This is a genomic window from Photobacterium proteolyticum (assembly GCF_001939735.1).
GTDB classification, from domain to species: Bacteria; Pseudomonadota; Gammaproteobacteria; order Enterobacterales; family Vibrionaceae; genus Photobacterium; species Photobacterium proteolyticum.
On sequence record NZ_MJIL01000069.1, the window covers coordinates 333581 to 354520 of the forward strand.

20 protein-coding genes are annotated in these 20940 nt (G+C 49.8%); 12 read left to right on the top strand and 8 right to left on the bottom strand.

Annotation, left to right across the window (positions count from 1 at the left end; all coding sequences use genetic code 11):
* Window positions 1-122 precede the first annotated feature (122 nt).
* A complete protein-coding gene (locus tag BIT28_RS12615) occupies window positions 123-1337 on the bottom strand; it encodes a pyridoxal phosphate-dependent aminotransferase (protein WP_075764169.1) in 1215 nt (404 codons plus the stop codon).
* A gap of 441 nt (window positions 1338-1778) precedes the next feature.
* On the opposite strand from BIT28_RS12615, the gene BIT28_RS12620 reads away from it, so the two are divergent.
* The 6 genes from BIT28_RS12620 to menE are packed head-to-tail and all read left to right on the top strand — an operon-like array spanning window position 1779 to window position 8866.
* Window positions 1779-3095, top strand: a complete 1317-nt coding sequence (locus BIT28_RS12620) for an isochorismate synthase (protein WP_075764171.1) — start codon at window positions 1779-1781, stop codon at window positions 3093-3095.
* Window positions 3092-4840, top strand: coding sequence for a 2-succinyl-5-enolpyruvyl-6-hydroxy-3-cyclohexene-1-carboxylic-acid synthase (gene menD, locus BIT28_RS12625; protein WP_075764173.1), 1749 nt, complete (start codon window positions 3092-3094; stop codon window positions 4838-4840). The genes BIT28_RS12620 and menD overlap by 4 nt, the downstream gene beginning before the upstream one ends.
* Window positions 4824-5612, top strand: coding sequence for a 2-succinyl-6-hydroxy-2,4-cyclohexadiene-1-carboxylate synthase (menH, locus tag BIT28_RS12630; protein ID WP_075764175.1), 789 nt, complete (start codon window positions 4824-4826; stop codon window positions 5610-5612). Before menD ends, menH begins: the two co-directional genes overlap by 17 nt.
* Window positions 5613-5615: 3 nt before the next feature.
* Entirely contained in the window at window positions 5616-6482 is an 867-nt protein-coding gene (menB, locus tag BIT28_RS12635; RefSeq protein WP_075764177.1) for a 1,4-dihydroxy-2-naphthoyl-CoA synthase, read from the top strand.
* 15 nt (window positions 6483-6497) lie between these two features.
* Entirely contained in the window at window positions 6498-7472 is a 975-nt protein-coding gene (gene menC / locus BIT28_RS12640; RefSeq protein WP_075764179.1) for an o-succinylbenzoate synthase, read from the top strand.
* Complete coding sequence (menE, locus tag BIT28_RS12645) at window positions 7460-8866, top strand: o-succinylbenzoate--CoA ligase (protein WP_075764181.1); 1407 nt, start codon at window positions 7460-7462, stop codon at window positions 8864-8866. Before menC ends, menE begins: the two co-directional genes overlap by 13 nt.
* An 80-nt stretch (window positions 8867-8946) precedes the next feature.
* Here menE and BIT28_RS12650 read toward each other — a convergent pair whose 3' ends face one another.
* The 3 genes from BIT28_RS12650 to BIT28_RS12660 form a co-directional block, all read right to left on the bottom strand.
* Window positions 8947-10821 (bottom strand): MFS transporter, encoded by a 1875-nt coding sequence (locus BIT28_RS12650; protein WP_075764183.1) that lies wholly within the window; start codon window positions 10819-10821, stop codon window positions 8947-8949.
* Between the two features lie 12 nt (window positions 10822-10833).
* Window positions 10834-11430, bottom strand: a complete 597-nt coding sequence (locus BIT28_RS12655; protein WP_075764185.1) for a TetR/AcrR family transcriptional regulator — start codon at window positions 11428-11430, stop codon at window positions 10834-10836.
* 274 nt (window positions 11431-11704) lie between these two features.
* Complete coding sequence (locus BIT28_RS12660) at window positions 11705-12100, bottom strand: NINE protein (RefSeq protein ID WP_075764187.1); 396 nt, start codon at window positions 12098-12100, stop codon at window positions 11705-11707.
* A 207-nt stretch (window positions 12101-12307) separates the two neighbouring features.
* Between BIT28_RS12660 and BIT28_RS12665 the strand changes: the two genes are divergently transcribed.
* Both BIT28_RS12665 and BIT28_RS12670 read left to right on the top strand, forming a co-directional pair.
* Window positions 12308-13165 (top strand): Tim44 domain-containing protein, encoded by an 858-nt coding sequence (locus BIT28_RS12665; RefSeq protein WP_075764189.1) that lies wholly within the window; start codon window positions 12308-12310, stop codon window positions 13163-13165.
* 191 nt (window positions 13166-13356) lie between these two features.
* Window positions 13357-13602 carry a TIGR02647 family protein gene (locus tag BIT28_RS12670; protein ID WP_075764191.1) on the top strand — a complete coding sequence of 82 codons (246 nt, stop codon included), beginning with the start codon at window positions 13357-13359 and terminating at the stop codon, window positions 13600-13602.
* 27 nt (window positions 13603-13629) lie between these two features.
* Here the strand turns inward: BIT28_RS12670 and BIT28_RS12675 are convergent, their stop codons facing one another.
* Window positions 13630-13878, bottom strand: a complete 249-nt coding sequence (locus BIT28_RS12675) for a YkgJ family cysteine cluster protein (protein ID WP_075764193.1) — start codon at window positions 13876-13878, stop codon at window positions 13630-13632.
* Between the two features lie 227 nt (window positions 13879-14105).
* On the opposite strand from BIT28_RS12675, the gene BIT28_RS12680 reads away from it, so the two are divergent.
* Window positions 14106-14543: a YcgN family cysteine cluster protein gene (locus tag BIT28_RS12680; protein ID WP_075764195.1), complete on the top strand. Its 438-nt coding sequence runs from the start codon at window positions 14106-14108 to the stop codon at window positions 14541-14543.
* Between the two features lie 92 nt (window positions 14544-14635).
* Here the strand turns inward: BIT28_RS12680 and BIT28_RS12685 are convergent, their stop codons facing one another.
* Entirely contained in the window at window positions 14636-16405 is a 1770-nt protein-coding gene (locus tag BIT28_RS12685; RefSeq protein ID WP_075764197.1) for a bifunctional glycosyltransferase family 4 protein/polysaccharide deacetylase, read from the bottom strand.
* A gap of 470 nt (window positions 16406-16875) precedes the next feature.
* Here BIT28_RS12685 and BIT28_RS12690 point away from each other — a divergent pair, with 470 nt between their 5' ends.
* On the top strand, window positions 16876-17733 hold the full coding sequence (locus BIT28_RS12690) for a VirK/YbjX family protein (RefSeq protein WP_075764199.1): 858 nt from the start codon (window positions 16876-16878) through the stop codon (window positions 17731-17733).
* A gap of 49 nt (window positions 17734-17782) precedes the next feature.
* Here BIT28_RS12690 and dusC read toward each other — a convergent pair whose 3' ends face one another.
* Window positions 17783-18745, bottom strand: a complete 963-nt coding sequence (dusC, locus tag BIT28_RS12695; RefSeq protein ID WP_075764201.1) for a tRNA dihydrouridine(16) synthase DusC — start codon at window positions 18743-18745, stop codon at window positions 17783-17785.
* 70 nt (window positions 18746-18815) lie between these two features.
* The gene (locus BIT28_RS12700; protein ID WP_075764203.1) at window positions 18816-19514 is read right to left on the bottom strand and encodes an NAD(P)H-binding protein; all 699 of its coding nucleotides are present in this window, start codon (window positions 19512-19514) and stop codon (window positions 18816-18818) included.
* Window positions 19515-19762: 248 nt separating this feature from the next.
* On the opposite strand from BIT28_RS12700, the gene BIT28_RS12705 reads away from it, so the two are divergent.
* Entirely contained in the window at window positions 19763-20410 is a 648-nt protein-coding gene (locus BIT28_RS12705; protein WP_075764205.1) for a YecA family protein, read from the top strand.
* A complete protein-coding gene (locus BIT28_RS12710) occupies window positions 20410-20823 on the top strand; it encodes a (deoxy)nucleoside triphosphate pyrophosphohydrolase (protein WP_075764207.1) in 414 nt (137 codons plus the stop codon). Before BIT28_RS12705 ends, BIT28_RS12710 begins: the two co-directional genes overlap by 1 nt.
* Window positions 20824-20940: the final 117 nt, after the last annotated feature.

The window sequence follows — 20940 nt, forward strand, 5'->3', positions numbered from 1 at the left end:
AGGCTGATTGGCTGTAATCAGTTTGGCCTATCTAGTTAAAGGTAACAGAAAAAGACGTGAGGTAAATAAAAGCCCCAGTAAAAACTGAGGCTTGGCTGGGTTTGGCTTGGATGGGGCAATGATTATTGGCGGTAGCTATGCAAGAAGCGCTCAAGGCGGCCGATTGCCAGTTCGAGATCGTCAACCCGTGGCAGGGTGACGATGCGGAAATGATCCGGTTTCTTCCAGTTAAAACCGGTACCGTGGACCAGCAGGACTTTTTCCTGCTGCAAGAAGTCCAGCGCCATTCGCTCATCATCAACAATATTGAACTTTTTCTGATCCAGTTTCGGGAATAAGTACAGTGCTCCCTTGGGCTTCACGCAGGAAATACCGGGGATTGAGGTGATCATGTCATAGGCTTTGTCGCGCTGCTCGAGCAGACGTCCGCCGGGCAGGATCAGCTCGTTGATACTCTGGTAGCCACCGAGCGCGGTTTGGATAGCATGCTGCATCGGGACATTGGCACAAAGGCGCATCGACGACAGCATCTCGAGCCCTTCTATATAAGGCTTGGCTAGGTGCCTCGGCCCAGATAGGATCATCCAGCCTGCGCGAAAGCCGCAAACGCGGTATGATTTTGACAGCCCGTTAAAGGTGACGCAGAAAACATCTTCGGCCAGCGGGGCGATAGAAGTATGCTGGGCACCTTCGTACAGGATTTTATCGTAAATCTCGTCGGCAAAAATAATCAGGTTATGCTGGCGGGCTATCTCTACCACTTCCAGCAGAAAGTCACGGCTATAAACTGCACCTGTCGGGTTGTTCGGGTTGATAAGTACAATACCGCGGGTATTGGGTGTGATTTTGCTGCGTATATCGTCAAGATCGGGGTACCAGTCAGCTTCCTCGTCACAGATGTAGTGAACCGGGTTTCCGCCAGAAAGCGACACTGCCGCTGTCCAGAGCGGGTAGTCCGGTGCCGGTACCAGAATCTCGTCACCATTGTTGAGCAGTGCCTGCATAGACATCATGATAAGCTCGGAGACACCGTTACCGATATAGACGTCTTCGACATCAATGTCGAGCATGCCGCGTTTTTGGTAATGCTGCACAACCGCTTTCCGGGCCGGATAAATGCCTTTTGAATCACAGTAGCCCTGTGATGTCGGCAAGTTACGGATCACATCAACCAGGATCTCATCTGGTGCATCGAAGCCGAACGGGGCCGGGTTGCCGATGTTCAACTTCAGAATTTTGTGGCCCTCTTCTTCCATGCGTTTGGCATGTTTGAGAACGGGACCCCGTATGTCGTAGCAAACATTATTTAACTTGGATGACATCCCGATGTTGTGCATTGCTTGATTCCTGCGCAAATTATTATGTGTTGACAACAAATTACACTATGAATCTGTATAAAATAAATACCCGACAGGAAAAAATCGTGAAGAATAGTGTTTTGTGTAATTAAATTCTATTTGCTTAGGTGTGATCCACTGGTTTCAGATCTGCCGTCGAGGTGTTCGCACCATAATTGTTTTGAGCTTGGTGGCTGAAATGGTACCTGACCGGGAGGAAATACTTTGTCGGGTGCCGTGATCAGTTGTGATGAGATATGAAGAGTCGTGTTGACTAATTACTTTATTAGTCAGACTGCATGAACTGAGGTAGAATGGCACATTCACTATGTGGTTAAGCATTTAACCCACATGAAGGTAGAATTATGTGCCAAGTGATTGGCATATTAACAATCAGCCAGGGATGAGCCGCTAGGGTGCTTAGAGCTGAGTGAGGTTACCTTGACCGCGTTACAAACAGCAGTTGAGTCTTTGATTAAGAAAATTCAACAGGCGACACAAACAACCCAACGATTAACGGTAGCGCTGGATTTACCGGCCAATACCGACCTTATTGACTGGATGGAGTCACAACCTCTCTTTCCGAAATTTTACTGGCAGTCTCGTGATAGCCGTGAAGAGGTAGTGGCACTGGGCCAGATCAAAACTTTTTCCGATCCGATGGCGGCAGAAAAAGTGCTATCGGACGAACAACGCATCTGGGGCGGGCGCTCTTTTGACGGCCGGACCAGCCGTAACCGGCGTTGCCTTTCTTCTTTTTTCTTTTTGCCGCAGCTGGAAGTGATCCGTTTGGACGGCAACTGGCAGCTGGCCGTAAACCTCTCGGCAGATGACAAAGAATGTACTTTGCAGGCATTGTCACAGGTCACGCCAGACACAACGGAAGTGCCTGAGATAAAAAGTAAGATCCTAGGTCGCTCATATGCGCCAGACTTTGCTGGTTGGTCTGCGATGATCGGTAATGCGCTGGATGCGATTTCACAAAATATTTTCGAAAAGGTGGTTCTGGCGCGACGCACGACGTTGCAGCTTGATCTGCCTGTTTCACCGGCACAGCTACTCAAGGCCAGTCGAAGCCGCAATATCAGCAGTTTTCATTTCATGATGGCGATGGATGCCAAGCACTGTTTTGTCGGCTCGACGCCAGAGCGTCTGTTCCTGCGTCAGGAGCGCGATCTGCAAACCGAAGCACTGGCGGGCACGATAGGCCGCGGGCAGGATCTGTCGGAAGACGACCAATTGGCGCAATGGCTTATGGACGACAATAAGAACCGCTATGAGAACCGTCTGGTGGTGGATGATATTGTCAGCCGCCTGGTGCCCCGCTGTGCAACGATGAACGTTGCCGACACGCCGGAGCTGGTCCGTCTGCGCAAAGTGCAACATTTGAAACGCAGTATTGGTGCCCAGCTTAATGAGCAGGTCTACAGTGCCGATCTGTTAGATAGCCTGCAGCCGACCGCGGCCATTGCCGGCTTGCCCCGTGACAAGGCATTGGATTTTATTACCGAGCATGAACCTTTTGCCCGGGGCTGGTACAGTGGTGCGGTGGGTTTTCTTAGCCGTCAGCGCAGTGAGTTCTGTGTAGCTATCCGCAGTGCGCTAATCATGGGCGAAGAGCTTCACCTGTTTGCAGGGGCGGGCATTGTTCCTGGTTCTACTGCTGACAGCGAATGGCAGGAGCTGGATCGCAAGACTTCGACGCTATGCAGCCTGCTCGGCTCCGATGAACCGGAACTGGAGCGTAAATCTGCATGACTCGGGCTGGATTAACACCGTTATCGGTTCAGAGTGATGCTTCCGCATATCGGGCTGCCCTGAATAACCAGTGGGCTGGCCTGATGCTCGAAGAACTGGTACGGCTGGGCGTTAAACATGTGTGTATTGCGCCTGGCTCTCGTTCTACTCCCTTGACTCTGGCGGCGGCCAATAATGACAGGCTGACGCTGCATACTCACTTTGATGAGCGCGGGTTGGGCTTTTTGGCGTTGGGTATTGCGAAAGCATCGCAACAGCCTGTTGCCGTGATTGTGACTTCGGGTACCGCCGTTGCCAATTTATTGCCAGCTGTTGCCGAAGCCGGTTTGACAGGCGAAAAACTGGTAGTGCTGACATCGGATCGCCCCGTGGAGCTGATCCAGTGCGGCGCGAATCAGGCTATTCGTCAGCATGGCATTTTTTCCGACCATGTGACTGAATTTCACGATATCCCGTCGCCGACGCTTGAAATTGCGCCTGGCTGGTTGTTGACTACGATTGATACGGCCATGTATCAGCAATCGATTCAAGGTGGTGCCATTCACTTTAATTGCCGTTATCCCGAGCCTTTGTACGGTGAAGACGTCGATTTTTCCCACTACCTTTCACCGCTGAAAGAATGGCTGGCTGATGATCAGCCGTATACTCATTTCCAACAGGCTGATGCCGGACAGGTCACGCTGGACAATCTAGCCTGGTCTTCGCTGGTCGCGAAGAAAGGGCTTGTTGTTGCCGGTAGGATGTTACCTGGTGAATTGTCTGCGGTTCAGGTGCTGGCTGATAAACTGGGTTGGCCATTATTGGTTGATCCCCAGGCGGGCGGAACCAGTGACTGGGCCGGTTATGATGTCTGGATGCAAAATGCCGAGTGTCGCCGACATATTGAACAGGCTGAGGCAGTATTACAGTTCGGTGCCCGTTTAGTCTCTAAACGCCTATTGCAATTGATAGCCGAGCGGCAGTGGCAGGACTATTGGCTGGTGGATCCTCTGTCGATACGGCTGGACCCATCTCACCGCCGTAGCCAGCGTATTCAGGCAAATATCAGAGTTTGGGCTGAAATCGCAACTCAGCAATTGTCTGCTTCTGTTCACTCTGGTTGGGCTGAGCCACTAAAACGCGCCTCAGCCGGGTATTTTGAATTATTGGCCGGACGCGAGAAGAGTCTGAATGAGGTCAGCCTGGCGGCTCATTTGCCTTGCTGGTTGCCAGAGCATACCGAACTGTTTCTCGGCAATAGCCTGATTGTTCGTCTGCTGGATATGTGTGGTCAGTTGCCACTAACCGCAACGTTTGCCAATCGCGGCGCATCCGGTATTGATGGCCTGATTGCAACGGCGGCAGGAGTGCAGCAGGCAAGACAGGCCCCTTTGCTTTGTGTGCTGGGCGATACATCGCTGCTTTATGATCTCAACTCTCTGGCACTGTTGAAACAGGCTGACTACCCGGTTGTGGTGCTGGTGACCAATAACGATGGCGGGGCGATTTTTGATCTCTTGCCCGTTCCTGAGCAGCAGAAAGAATCCTTGTACCGGATGCCGCACGGGCTGGAATTCAGCCATGCTGCTGCTATGTTCGGATTAAATTATTCCTGTCCGAACTCATTGCAGGAAGCCGAACAGGCTTGTCGTCAGGGGTTAAGCCAACCGGGAGCGACACTGATCGAAATCAAAACGCCGTCAGGTCAAAGCGGTGAGCTGATAAAGGCACTGTTTGCAGAGGTGAGGAATGCCACTTTACTCTGAAACTTATGGCTGTCGGACCGGAGATGGCACTGAGCGCCCGGTGCTGGTTTTTCTGCATGGTCTGCTTGGCTCCGGGCAAGACTGGCGCCAGGTGGTAAATAGTTTGTCGGCATCGTATGACTGCCTGACGATTGATTTGCCCGGGCATGGTCATAGTCAGCTATTGATGCCGTCCGATTTCGAGCAGGTAAACCGGCAGATCTTGCAAACCCTGTCACACCGCAATGTTCGCTTTTATGTGCTGATTGGCTACTCGATGGGAGCTCGCCTCGCCATGTATCATGCTTGTTTTCCTGACAATCAGCATCGGGGAAAACTGGTTGGGATGGTACTCGAAGGCGGTCATTTTGGTCTTCCGCGCGCAGAATGTGCCGCCAGACTAGCCAATGATCAGAAATGGGCACAGCGATTTGCGTCAGAACCTATTTCCCAAGTTCTGGCCGATTGGTATCAGCAATCTGTTTTTTCGTCACTAAATCATGACCAAAGACAAAGTTTGATCTCAAAACGCAGTGATAACCTTGGGGCTGGTATAGCACGTATGTTACAGGCTACATCGTTAGCCAAACAACCCGAGCTGCAGTTACGGGTTGAACAATTGTCGTTCCCGGTTCACTATATTTGCGGAGAGAACGACAACAAATTCAGAAGCCTGGCTGAAAACTCGGGATTGGATCTGACCGTGATCCCGTCAGCGGGGCATAATGTCCATGTTGAACTACCTCATGAGTTCAGTATGGCTGTCACTCATTTTTTAGATAGATTGGAATAAATCATGGCAAGAACCGTAGGTCTGACTGAAGAAGAACTGTATGCACCGGCAGAATGGACGGATTGTTCAGAAGGTTATGAAGACATTCTTTTTGAAAAATCAGCAGATGGTATCGCGAAGATCACCATTAACCGTCCACAGGTACGCAATGCATTTCGTCCTCAGACAGTGAAAGAGATGATTGATGCGCTGGCTGATGCCCGCTACGACGAGCAGGTTGGCGTAATTGTTCTGACGGGTCAGGGTAAAGATGCGTTTTGCTCGGGCGGTGATCAGAAGATCCGCGGTGACTACGGCGGCTACCGTGATGAATCAGGTACCCACCACCTGAACGTGTTGGATTTCCAGCGTCAAATCCGCACGTGTCCTAAGCCGGTGATTGCCTCTGTGGCTGGTTATGCCGTTGGCGGTGGTCATGTTCTGCACATGATGTGTGATCTGACAATCGCGGCAGATAATGCCCAGTTTGGCCAGACAGGTCCTAAAGTCGGCTCTTTTGACGGCGGCTGGGGTGCTTCTTACATGGCACGTATTGTTGGCCAGAAGAAAGCACGTGAAATTTGGTTCCTGTGTCGTTTCTATGATGCTCAGGAAGCTCTGGATATGGGCCTGGTAAACCATGTTGTCCCATACGAAGAGCTAGAGCGTGAGACAGTCCGCTGGTGTCGCGAGACGCTGCAGCATAGCCCTATGGCGCTACGTTGCCTGAAAGCGGCCCTGAATGCCGACTGTGATGGTCAGGCGGGTCTGCAGGAGCTGGCAGGTAATGCGACGATGATGTTCTACATGACAGAAGAAGGTCAGGAAGGTCGTAACTCGTTTAACGAGAAGCGCCGTCCGGACTTCAGCAAGTTCAAACGTAACCCATAAGCGAGTACTGAATTTATGCGTAGCGCAAAGTTGTATCAGTACCAGCTGCCAATGGACAGTGGTGTAATTCTGCGTAATCAGCGTCTGGTAACCCGTGAGGGCTGGATTGTTGAATTACGTGACGGTGAGGCTGTCGGTTTCGGTGAGGTTGCGCCGTTGCCGGAGTTTAGTCAGGAAACGGCTGAGCAGGCTGGCCAGCAGGCTCAGCAACTGCTGAATGCCTGGGTAAACGGAGAAGCGCTTGATTATGCTACTGCGCTTCCTTCGGTAGCATTTGGCCTGAGTATGGCCGAGCTTGAATTGGCCGGTGGCCTGCCAGCGGAAGGTAACTATCAGGTTGCACCGCTGTGTGCCGGTGATCCGGACGATTTGGTCGAAGAACTTAGCAAGATGTCGGGCGATAAGATTGCCAAAATCAAGGTCGGCATGTATGAGGCAGTTCGCGATGGCATGGTCGCCAACATGTTTATCGAGGCGATCCCGGAGATCCGTTTACGTCTGGATGCCAACCGAAAATGGACGCCGCTGAAAGCACAGCAGTTTGCCAAGTATGTTAAGCCTGAGCATCGTGCCGGCATTGCGTTTCTTGAAGAGCCGTGCAAGACGCCGGCTGACAGCCTGGCTTTTGCCGCGGAAACCGGTATCAATATCGCATGGGACGAAACGGTCCGTGACGAAGGGTTTGAGGTCAAAGCAGAACCTGGCGTGGTCGCAATTGTAATTAAACCGACTCTGGTGGGCTCTGTTCAGCGTTGTATGGAGCTTGTTGAGCAAGCGCATGACGCCAAGCTGACCGCAGTGATCAGCTCCAGCATGGAGTCGAGCCTGGGGCTGAATCAGCTCGCACGTTTTGCGGCCTGGCAGACACCGGGTGTGATCCCTGGACTTGATACCATGCAATTGTTCAGGGCGCAGCTTGAAACACCGTGGCCGAATTGCGATCTGTCGGTAACCGGATTGTCTGAACTTGAGGTAGTATGGCAGAAGTAACGTCATACTTTGCCACATGGCCCTGGCAACACTGGGCAACAAAGCGGCCGTCAACGGCCGCTTTGTCTTTTGGCGAGCAGACATTTAGCTGGGCTGAGGTTTCGGCGCGTGTTGATGAGTATGCACAGGGTCTGGTTGAGCAGGGGGTGAAGCGTGATCAGCTTATTGCTGTTGTTGCCCCTAACTCGGTGCAGGTACTGTGGCTGATTCTGGCTGCCATCCGGGTCGGAGCCCGATATGTGGGCTTAAACCCGAGAAGCAGTCGGCCTGAGCTGGACCAGCAGCTTGATTCGCTGCAATGTGATTTCATCTGGTATCCCGCCAAAAACGAACATGCATTCGAACATTACGCCCGAGTGAGCCTGTTGCCACCTCAGCAGCCTCGTTTGGTACCGGTAACCTGGCAGCCGACGCGCCCGGCGACCTTGACTTTGACGTCAGGCTCTACCGGGCAACCAAAGGCTGTGGTGCACTCTGCACAAAGCCAGCTGGCAAGTGCTGCCGGGTTATTGGAGTGGATGGATTATGGTGAGCAGGATAGCTGGCTGCTGTCGTTACCGTTATTTCATATCTCGGGGCTGGCAATTGTCTGGCGATGGTTATATCGCGGGGCGGGACTGGTTGTTGCCGAACCTGCACAGTTCGAGACGGCTCTTGCTACCGTTACCCACGCATCATTGGTTCCGACTCAGCTTCAGCGGCTACTGGCCTCGCAAGACCGTCCTGATTCAACTTCATTAGCCCTAAAGCAGGTGCTACTGGGGGGCGCGGTTATCCCTGTCAGTTTGACGAAACAGGCTGAGGCTGCCGGGATTAATTGTTGGTGTGGTTATGGTCTGACCGAAATGGGCTCAACCGTGACGGCCAAACGGGCAGATGCCAGCGGTGGTGTCGGCAGTGTGCTGCCCAACCGGGATCTTACTCTGAAAGACGGTGAAATCTTGGTACGGGGTAAGACGCAGTGCATCGGATATTATCGTAATAAGACTATTTTTCCGGTTGCTGATGCCGAGTGGTTCGCAACCAAGGATCTTGGCCACTGGTCTGGCGAAGAGCTCCATATTCTTGGCCGGATCGATAACATGTTTATTTCTGGCGGTGAAAACATTCAGCCTGAGATGATCGAGAAGGAGCTGCTGGCACACCCTGGTGTGAAACAGGCATTTGTGCTGCCTGTCGATGACAGTGAGTATGGTCAGCGTCCGGTTGCGGTTGTCGAAGCAGAAACGCCACTCGATAATAATCTTAAGCAGAAACTGCACGAGTATATGCAGGAAAGAGTCACGACATTCCGTCGCCCGGTTGAATACCTGGAAATGCCCGATAACCTGGGAGCGGGCGGGATCAAGGTCTCGCGTAAACGCCTGGCTGAGTGGCTTGATACACAGGAATGAGTCTGGTACTAAGCTCTTTAATGTGAAGCCTTTATGTTCCCTCCCCTTATGAAGGGGAGGGCTAGGGGTTAACTACAACATTATTTATTCCCGCCCCGTAATGTCAGGACTTGTTCCCTTAGCATCGTACTGTTTGCCTGTTTGGCCTCGACAGGAGAGCCTGCGACGATATCGACCTTAGACCAAAAACGCTTGGGGATCTTCAGTAGCGCACGTCCGCCTTCGCGGCTGAAGTAGCTGCCCCAAAGGCCTTGTAATGCTACCGGTATTACAGGCACATTCGATCGCTTGATAATTAGGTCAATGCCACGCATAAAAGGTCCGACTTCACCATCATAGGTGAGTTGTCCCTCTGGAAAGACACAGACAATATCCCCCTGCTCCAGATAGCCGTTAACTTTGACGAAAGCCTTGAGGATCGATTTTCGATCTGTGGAGTCGATAGGGATGACTTTGCAGGCTTTACAGAAGGCCTTGATGAACGGGATATTGTAAATATCCTTGTCCATCAAGAACCGGATTGGTCTTGGGCAGGCTCCGGCCAATAGCAGCGCATCCATATAGCTGACGTGATTGCTGACAATTAGCGCACCGCCTTTGGTTGGAATATTGGACAGTTCTTTATGACGAACCCGATACATGGTGTGACTGACCAGCCAGACAACAAAGCGCCAGAAAAAATCAGGGGCCTGGGTGTAGATGTAGAGGACGACAAAAAAGTTTAACAACGACAGGAACAGGAAGAACTGCGGAATCGACAGTCCTAGCACCGACAAAAATACAATTGCCGTGATGGCGCTGACCACCATGAAGATGGCATTCCAGATGTTATTTGCCGCAATAACCTGTGCACGCTCTTCCTCTTTGGCCCGGCTCTGCATCATGGCATACAGGGGAACAATGAAGATACCACCGGACACGCCGAGCATAGTCAGAGAAACAAATACCCGTAGCAATTCAGGGTTAGTCACAAATGTTAAGAAACTCTGACTTGCCGTGACGAGTTCAGGTGTTGCAAACATCAGGTCGGCACCAAATATGGTGATCCCCAGGCTGCCGAGGGGCACAATTCCCGGTTCAATACGGTGGCCGGATAATCGGTCGCAGAGCAATGAGCCGATAGCGATGCCGATGGAGAAAAGGGTCAACAAGAAAGAGACCGCTGCGGCACTACCGCCTAGGTGGAGTTTGGCAAAATTAGGAAATTGGGTTAAGTAGCAGGCGCCTAAAAACCAGAACCAGCTGATCCCCATGACGCATTGAAAAATAGTCTTGTCCTTGCGGGCGATAGACAGAGTGTGACGCGTCTGGCGTACTGGGTGCCACTTAAAGGGGATATCGGGGTTGCTTGGTTTTGCCTCTGGGATCCAGCGTGAACTGAGATAGCCGATTACTGCAAAACAGACGACACTGGTTGCGGCAATAACGGTGGCATTTTCCTGGTTAGCAATGACACCGGCAAGCAGAGTACCGAGCAGAATAGCCAAGAATGTACCGGTTTCAACCAGTGCATTACCTGATACAAGCTCTTCTCTTTTAAGGTGCTGTGGCAGCAGGGCATATTTGGCCGGGCCAAAAAACGCTGATTGTGTCCCCATTAAGAACAGCAGTACCAATAGTGCCATATAGCTTTCAGTCAAGAAAGCGATGGTCGCCAGTGACATGATCACTATCTCGGCCATTTTGACGACTCTCATGATCAGTGCCTTGTCATATTTGTCGGCAAGGACACCTGCAGAAGCTGAGAATAGAAAAAACGGCAGAATAAACAACCCCGCCGCGAGATTGATAACCAGATCGGAGTTGATCGGCAGAGTACCGGGGGCCGCAAATGCAATAAGAATGAGCAGTACATTCTTATACACATTGTCATTGAAAGCCCCAAATGCCTGGGTGAGGAAATACGGTAAAAAACGCTGTTTAGTTAGCAGGCGAGACTGGGGCTTTACACTCATTGAAGTCTCCGATTATGCCTGCCAGGCGTTCAGGTAAGTGTCGATAAGGTTGTCGATCAGTGCCTTGCCGTCAACAGGCGTCGAGGTAAAGAGTTTGTCGTCGACGGTCAGCAAGGTAATACCGTGTACCCCGGCCCAAAGTACGCGGCTTGCTTCCAGGACAGCTTCGTCCGATTTGCTTGGTGTGATCTGACGGATCAGGCTTTCCAGCATACCGGTCATGCTGTCGATACGCTCAGACTGCCATTCAGGGAGTTCTTCGCCGTTCATGGTGTGCTGGAAGATCAGTTGCCAGCGATAAGGATGCTGAGAGGCAAAATCCAGGTAACAGTAGGCCAGCTTACGCAGGGCATCTTCAGGAGAGGATACATCCTTCATCTGCTCTTCCGCTTCGGCAAACAACTCATCCAGCGTTTGTGCAACGGCATGTAAAAGTAACAGGTTGTAGTTACCAAATACGTTGACCAAGGTGCTTGGTACATAGCCGATCATCGCAGCGACTTTACGTAGGCTTAGCTCATGGTGTGGGTGTTCATCGAGAAAGTTTTTGACTTGCTCCAGTGTCATACTTACCAACTCTTCACGAGTGTGGTCATTTCGTCTTGCCATCGAATTTACTCTTAATCGAAGATAGTCTTACTTAGCTAATTGTAATATGGATATACACCGAATGGTGGCTGCACAGTAAGCATAGTGTCCTGACTTCATTAAGTCAGCTGAATAATATAGAACGATGTTCGATATTTTAGTTGCTCTCGCTTTGACAGGTCAAGCAGAAACAAAGCCAGCTTTATGGTTACTGAGTTTGTTGTGACTTAAATCATACAGTTTGAATACACATTTAACAGGATTTAAGCCACTTTTGTGCGGGAAAGAGCAGGTTTTAGCGCCTATTTTCTGCATTTCGGATCGACACCTGATCATTTAATGTCCAGAAATCAACCAGAATCCCAATCAGGAAAAAACCGAATGTGCATAGATAGAGGATCCCGGTTAGCCATTTACCCATGTACATACGATGAACACCAAATACGCCAAGGAAAGTGAGCAAGAGCCAGGCCACGGTATAATCAACATCGCCGCTCTGGAAGCGGATATCGGCCTCGCGATCCATCGATGGGATCAGGAATAGATCGATTAACCAGCCGATCCCCAGTAAACCCAGAGTCAAGAACCAGATGGTACCGGTAACTGGTTTACCGTAATAAAAGCGATGTGCACCGGTGAAACCAAAAATCCACAATAGGTAGCCAATGAGTTTGCTGTGAGTATCTTGCATAGTATTTCCTGTTGTTGTGATACCGATATTGGACACTAATATTAGCAATAAGTGCAACAATACCAACTAGATAATATGTCAGTACGAGGAAAGGGCTGGTCCCAGAAGGATAAATATTAGTAACAATTTGCTTGGGTTGTTTAGTTGACATTCAGAAGTAGCACGTTAGGATTCAAAAGCATATATTTGGCAAAGGTATTCGTATCAATGAAACGCTTCTTCACAGTATTTGCTTTGATCTTGACGGTGTCTTTTATGACTCCGCATGCAGAAGCAAAGAAATTCGGCGGTGGTAAATCGTTTGGTAAAAGTTTCAAAACGGCGCCGGTTAAACAACAGCAGCCGAAACAGACCGACACGCTAAAACAACAGCAACCAGCGAAGTCGAGTAAAAAAGGATTAATGGGCGGCTTGCTTGGCGGTTTATTGGCTGGTGGTCTACTTGCTGCTTTCTTTGGCGGAGCATTTGAAGGTATCCAGTTCATGGATATTTTGATCTTCGGCCTGATTGCGTTCGTGATCTTCAAATTGTTCAAGACAATGCGAGGGGCAAAGCGTACACCTATGGGCCATCGCGAAGCCTATGCCGGTAACTCTCCTCGACAGAATCAGCACCGCCAGGCTGCTGAAGGCATGAATTCTGGCTTTGCCCAGCAGGAAAGCTACACCTCAACAGACAGTGACGTGCCGTTTAATCTGCCTCCTGGCTTTAATATGAATGCGTTTCTTAATGGCGCGCGTGATCATTACCGCATCATCCAGGGTGCCTGGAACCATAATGAGCTGGATAAGATCCGCGAGTATGTTAGCCCGGCGCTGTTTGACGACTTAGCCGCTGAGCGTGCAAAGCTGGATGGTGAGCAGCATACCGAAGTGATGTATGTCGATGCCGAGCTGGTCCGTGCCGATTACGATGCGAGCACGGCGCAGATAAGCATTAAGTTCTCAGGCCGATATAAAGATCGCAACGAGGGTGTTGAAGAAGATATTACCGATATCTGGCACCTCGAACGTGACTTGCGTGCCCAAAACGCCCCTTGGCTGATAGTCGGTATTCAAGCTTAATTATTGAACAATAAGCAAAACTATCAAAAAAACCGCTCAGTCGAGCGGTTTTTTATTCACTAGAAAAACTCATTTCTTTGAAGCACGTCTCTTTTTCCGCCTGATGATTGCAACTGTTATGATCTCGCCACCTACTTTTATTCATCCCAGCCGCTAGTATTAAGTCAGGCCAAAGAAATAAAGAGGTGACTATGCCATATACAGCTGAACTGGTTAATGAAATGAATTTGCTGGTTAAATTTCCTATGCACAGCGATATGGAAGGAATTAAGGTACGTAGCGATGCTGCACCTGAATTGGTAGAAGCGGCGAAGCGACTGTACGCCAAGGGACTGGTCACAAATGAAGACGGTGGTTACCTGACCTACTCAGGTCATCAGGCCGTAGAGCATGCCAAGTCGGTACTACGAATTTTGACCGGTAAAGTCGCTGTATAAGCGAGTTATAATGGGTAGAGCATGGCGTCAGGTCATGCTTTCCAACTCAGTGATATTCTCGATTGCTTGTTTTGATGTGCTGCCGCAAACGTCGGGACATGCTTTGAAGTGATGGCAGACAGCTGGACGCTCCGGCTTGCCAAATAGCTTACATAAATTGTTCTCATTTAGCTGAATGCAGCGGACCCCCGCAGGCTTCCCGTTAGGCATCCCAGGAATGGCTGAAGAGATACTCGGTGCAATACAGCACGCCCCACAACCTAATCGACACTCCATAACCCACCTATAATTAATTAGTCTCTCGAAACGGGGCGAAAGTTACCATTCAATAGCTATCGAAGCAAAAAATATCGGCTTAATTGGCGGCAAATAATAATGACTATTATTACGGCAATTTATGCGGCCTGATCCCGATGAAACACTTGCACTTTACCTGCTGGGCGGCTATAAAACCGCCTTCTTAACCATAAGGGTTGAGGGTCGTTACAGAAAAGGCTGGGTATATGGCACATTTTTGGCAAGAAAAAGATTTACAGGCAATGACAGATCAGGAGTGGGAATCACTCTGTGATGGCTGTGGTAAATGCTGCCTTCATAAATTGATTGATGATGATACCGACGAGATCTATTACACCAATGTTGCCTGCAGCCTGCTGGACGAAAAGACCTGTTCTTGTAAAGATTACCCGAACCGCTTTGAGTCCGGTGAAGAGTGCCTCAAGCTGACTCGTGAACGAATTGACGAATTTGTCTGGCTCCCGGAAACGTGTGCATACCGCGTGCTGGCAGAAGGCAAAGACTTACCCGAATGGCACCCACTGCTGACCGGCTCCAAAGACGCCATGCACAAGGCCGATGAATCTGTCCGCGACAAGATCGTCTATGAGATCGATGTGATTGACTGGGAAGACCATATTTTGAACCATCCCTCGCGAGGTTAGGACACTGCATCCCCTCTTATTTATTGTAAACAGCCAACCAAGTCACCTGTTCGGTCACAAGGCTGGCTGTTGCCACTAAACCTTAAGTATTTCTATTCTTTGACCTTCCTGAACAGGTAGTTGCCGCGAACTTTGCGCCATAAACCGAAGACGTCGGTACGCGGAAAAATTCCGATACGACGGATCTGATAAGGATCCTGATGCAACTGCAGCGGGCCGGAGTCGGTTGCGACGGCAAACTGGTACCCGACATCCTGCGTGATAGACTTGGTATCCTCGTTATGAAGGCCGAACGGATAAGCAAAGGATGTCAGCGGCTTGCACAGGAGGTCTTCGAGCAGGGTTTTATTCTCGATGATTTCCCGATATTGATCGTCACGGCTCAGGTTGTCTAGCTTGGGGTGCGACATTGTGTGGCCACCAATTTCGACCACGCCGGAGTCAGCCAGTGCCTTGATTTGCTCTCTTGTCATCAGGCTGACCTGAGTCTCGGGGTTATCCGGGTTCTCGACATCCCAGCGGTTAAATGTCTCGCCGGTAACAACGAATACCACGGCTTTGAAACCGTATTTCTTGAGCAAAGGCATCATCAGGTGGTAGTTATCGGCGTAGCCGTCATCAACGGTGAGCATGATATAGCGCTTGCCGGGTTCCAGCCGGCGAATGAGGTTACTTTGCGCCAGGTCTTCAAATGTAAGGGACTCGAACCCCATGCGCTTTAATAGCTTAAGGTGTTTTTCGAACATCTCGATATGGAGGTAGGTGCCGTGTACGCCTTTTTCGCTCTCATCCTGAATAAAACGGTGATACATAATAACGGGCATTTCGCGCCGTAGCGTGTCAATGTAGACATCCTGATAGATACGTTCGAGATGGTCGACAACAGTAGTCAGATTGTAGCTGGCTTTGATAGTTGCTGTTAGCTCGGGATCACATTGGTTCTGGCTGAGTACTCGTTCGACATCGTTTGCGACATTACTAAAATCTATATCCAGATCCTTGGGCCCAATATCACCAAAGTTGGTTGCCATAGCCTGCTGTACATTGTCCGGAGTCACGATACCGATGCTGGCGGCTTCACCGATGGCAAGGGTAGGACGTCCACATAGCAGTGATTCCATTGCTACTCGACCTGCGCCGATCACCAAGTCTGCCTGGCTAAGCATTTTAGGGACATCATGGGTGTAACCGGTAAAGGTCACGTTATCTTTAAATGCATCGAAGCGCGTATCACACTGTGAGCCGGATACGACGCGAACGTCATATTTTTCCAGATCCAGGCATTCGCTAAGTAGCCGGAAACATAAGTCACCTTTAGGCCCGGTAAGGCGGCCGACAATCGTGATCACCGGGCGAGGGTTTTTAGGCGGCTCACAGACATTGAATCGTGTGGTTTCGATGCCGTTGCGGCTGACCTCCAGTTGAGTTTCAGCAACACCGAGATCTTGAATGAGTTGAGCCTTAATCGTTTCGCAGACGGGGAGAGCTTTGTTGCCCATCGCATGAAACTTCTTCCGCGAGGCATGTACCGGCTGGCGGCCATGCACCGTGGTGACCATGGGAGTGCCGGTCAACTTGCACGCGAGGTGGCAGCTCCAGCTGGAGGCACGCGAATGGGCATGTACCAATTGAATATTATGTTTCTTAATGAGATAGACCAGATAGCTGACATGCCAAAAACGCCGCGGAATACTGCGTTTGTTGAAACGCAACGTGAACGATGGTCCTTGGTGAGGTTTAGTCAGCGTGTCCGAAATATAAAAGACATTATGTCCGCGGCTTGTCAGCTCGTCACCGACTGTTGTGGCATACACCTCTGCACCCGTAACCTCTAGCTGTGAAAGCGCCATCAAGATATTCATATCTAGTCCATATTAAGAGAAACACGAAGAGATAAAGGCCATTTAAACTAGCCTTCTGTCGGTGTGTTTATTGTCTATCGAATTTGGCCTTTAACAATAATACAGTGTATTAATGTGGTTAAGTCAGATGGTGTATCAAACTGTCAGGGGTTGGATACAAATCAATACAAAGCAATGCGTTTATTATATTGTCTGTTCATTTATTTATAATACACTGTTCACAATTAATGATAACAGCTTGGTGAAGCTCATTGTCAATGATTATTAAATGTGCAGATACCCTTAGAGTTATCTATTTTTTAGCATCAATATTGATTTTTAATCATTGCTTATCTTGTCAGTTGCATATTGTCTTGCGATGAGTCGGTTTATTCTGCCTTTAAACAGAATAAACCGTTATACGAGTATTAGATTGTTATATTTTAGTTTGTGTTTGTGTTTGTGTTTGTGTTTGAAGTATTGGTGGATCAATGAACATTGTTAGTGTCGCAGTAATGAGTTATCCCGATGACCCCAAAATGGTAAAACATGTTAGTAAGTTTTTACTTAGGGGGCTGGTTTATTATCCTTATTTAACTCGGCTGATGAAGAGTTTCACAGGTCCTTATAAAGAAATGTTATTTTCAAAGCAACCCGACTTCTTAACGAAGTGTATGAGACCCTATCTTCACAGAGGTTTAAAAAAGATAGATGCTGTGAATATGTTGATAGCTCATCACAACTGGGTAAAACATACTTTCTCTGAAGATAACCTTCACTTGATTTATAAAGATGGAATTATTCTTGAACAATTAAACTTGGGAGATAATACCTATTTTATGGTTTTATCTTATGAGGGACGTTATTGGAAAGAGGGGGAGTTAACATTACGGTTATCTGATAATACGGGCACAAATTACTACGTATTGTCATTTACAGTATTTGAAAATAATGCCTATATTGGTGGTGTTCAAGGCCCCGATATTGATGATGGCTTTAGTCGATTAGCAACAAAGGAATTATTTGGACTAAGACCCAAGTCTCTGATGCTGGAAACGGTGAGACTGGTGTTGCAGTCACTGGAAGTGAGTCGCATATTTGGCGTCAAGAACCGCTCACATACTTATACATCGCTTCGATATTTCAGTAAGAAAGTTTATTTTGACTATGACACTTATTGGGAAGAGCATTCCGGTATTTCGTATAGTAAAGATTTGTATGAAATCCCGCTGTATGCAGAGCGAAGAAATATCGAAGAATTGAAAAGAACGAAACGTAAAATGTATCGGAAACGCTATGCGTGGCTTGATAGCTATCAACAGGCAATACAACTGGCTTTAATCAATTGACTTCATTAACCCCAGTTTGTTTGGCTGAGGCTGCTCGAGAGTGAGACCGTTAGGCTGCAAGTTTTGTCCGGGCTGCTTGCAGGGTGTCGACAATAGGCGCGGCCTTATTCAGGCGGCGAATATCGGCAAACAAGGCTTTGGCTTCGGGATACTCGTGCCGAAGGTAGGCAAACCATTGTTTAACCCTGTTCGGGTAATAGAGGCCCTTATCTCCCTTGATTTCGTATTGGGAGTAACGCAATAGCAAATCAAGAACCGCCACCCAGCTCATATGTGTATCGTTATGTTTGATAACGTTGCATAAATTCGGCAAGTTCAGGGCACCGCGACATACCATGAGCGCATCAACCTGTGTTGTCTGCAGGCACTTCTGACCATCTTTGTAATTCCAGACTTCGCCGTTGGCAATAATTGGAATTGATACCTTTTCTTTGACCTGACGGATGTAGTCCCATTTGATGGTCCCGGCCTTATAGCCGTCGATCTTGGTCCGTGCATGGATGGTGATTTCATCGCCGCCTGCCTGGGCGACGGCATCGGCAATTTCAAAGCAGCGGGCCGGATCATCCCAGCCCAGGCGAACCTTGGCGGTCACTGGCTTCCTTGGATCTGTTGCCTGTCGGACAGCTTTGACTATCTGGTACATTAGTTCCGGATCCTGGAGCAGCACGGCACCGCCTCGGCTTTTATTGACCGCTTTGGCCGGGCACCCGAAGTTGATATCGACACCAGCAGATCCCAGCATGACGGCGCGGTTGGCATTTTCCGCCAGCCAGTCGGGATCCTGGCCAAGTAACTGAACCCGCACCGGGGTACCTGAAGCGGTTCGGCCTTCTTGATGAAGCTCCGGGCACAGGCGATAAAAGACGCTATTTGGCAGCAGCTGATCAATGACCCGCACGAATTCAGTGACGCAAAGATCGTAGTCATTGATGTCGGTGAGCATTTCTCGCATTAAATGGTCGAGTACACCTTCCATCGGGCCTAATATTACACGCGTCGCTTTTGGCATTAGCTCTCTCGCCCTGTACCGTTATCTACATAAGGGGCGAGATTTTAGTCCGGAATAGCGTCTTTGTCACCTAATCCTGCAGCACATGGTGTGAATCAGGAATAAGCTGTTTGCCGGAGACCGTTGATACAGCTCCTAGCTGTTCATTTTCGGCGAGTAAAGAAAGCTCCAGCATAGAGCGGGCAACATCCTCGGCTGGAATGGGGATTAAGTGGCCAAGGGGGCCGAGCATTAATGGTTTGATCGCGCTAAAAACCCCCTGTACGACTTGTTCATCCTGGCGAGGGACAGAACGCTCGCCTTGTAGTGGCCCCGGACGAACAAAGACAGAGTGGGAAAAGCCCATTTTGTTGATCGCCTGTTCCATTTTTCCTTTGCATCGTAAGTAGTGCGAAGGAGACCATGGATGTGCCATCAGGCTAGATATCACCACAAGGTGCCGGACGCCCAGCAGTTGCATCGTGGTCGCGACATCCTTGACTAACTGAAAATCGACTGCTTCAAGTGCCTGCTTGCTGCCGGCCTGTTTCTTGGTCGTGCCCAGGCAGATGAAGCCAATCGTTGGTGTCGGATCCGTTTCACCCCAGGTGGTTACACGTAGTTCGGGATGGACGATTTGGACCAGTTTCTTGCTATGAAAAGGCAATTCACGGCGAGACAGTGAATAGACAGTGTGAAAGTGAGGGTGGGCGAGAAGCTGGTGGAGAAGTTCATCACCAACCAGGCCACTGGCACCGGCAATAATTGCGTTTGCTGTCCCTTGATACATCGACATCGTCCTGATACTTGTCGTTAATTACATCATTTTTGCCAGTATCTGCAGCAAAATTCAACAAGAAAACTCAAGTAATGTCTGGTAGATACCGCTAGTGGGAGGTTTTGGCATCGGGTTAGCTGCAGGGTGGCACCAGGTTTCCCCATGGAGCCAATTCACTGGAGCGGAAACGAGCATCTTGGTGGCATTTGGGTATATAATCTTGCGCCTAATCAGTTTTGCCCGATGAACCGGAACACACGATGACACAACTAATGACATTACCAGCAGACTGGGAAGGTATGCCAGCTGCTTTCATTGAAGGTGCCTTGCTGGCGGCTAATGCCAACCCGAAACCCCTGGAACCAGAAAAGTGGCTGCCTGTACTGGTGCATGGCGGAGTGACGGAAGATGCGCAGATCACCGTTGAGGGTGACATTAAAATGGCCATCTTGAATCACTTCGAGATGCAGTACCGATACATCAAAGCCGGCGAATATGTGTTGCCAGAGCAGCTTTGCTGGCAGGAAGAGTCTGGTGTGACCGAAGGAATGAGCCATTTTGCAGAAGGTTTTCTGGCAGTCTGGCCTTTCATTGAACCGAACTGGGCTGATCAGGTGATGTCTGATGGCACCATGCGCATGTTATCGGCTCTGCTGACAACCTGCATGTTGCTGGTTGATGAGAGCTCGACCCTGGCTCAGATGCAAGAGGCGGGTGTCGAGGGTATGCCCGAACCGGCTCAGCTGTATGCCCAACTGCCGCTGATGCTGACTGAAGTGGTAATGGCGGCCGATGAACTCCAGCAGGGGGCGGGAGCCCAGGCTGTAAACCCGTATAAAGACACCGGGCGTAATGACGAGTGCCCGTGCGGGAGCGGCAAGAAATTCAAGCAGTGCTGTGGTCGATAATGACTGATATTCAGCCGTCACCTGAACATAAGCCGGTGATCCTGGTTGTTGCGGCTGTCATCGAAAACGATGGCCGTTACCTGCTGGCCCAGCGCTTTGACCATGCCAGTCAGGGGGGCCTATGGGAGTTTCCCGGCGGTAAGGTTGAAGAAGGGGAAACCCCCGAGCAGGCGCTGGAGCGTGAGTTACAGGAAGAGTTAGCAATTACTACCTGTACAGGCCGCTGGCTGGCAGATAGTGTGTTTGATTACGGCGATAAAGTCATTCACCTCAAAGGCTACCTTAGCCACTGGCAGAGCGGTGAGCTGGTGTTGCATAGCCACCAGAATGCCGTATGGGTTGAACATGCCGAGATGGCGGCTTACCCCTTGTGTCCAGCAGACTATCCGATTGTGGCTGCGTTAGAGGACTAAACGAAAAAGCGAAAGGGTAAACCTCTCGCTTTTTTAGTTGTGCGCCGAGCATGGCGTTGTTCTAGGAGGTGAAAGTCCTCTACGGGCTCAGTCGAGCGAGAACCGTTAGCCTATGCA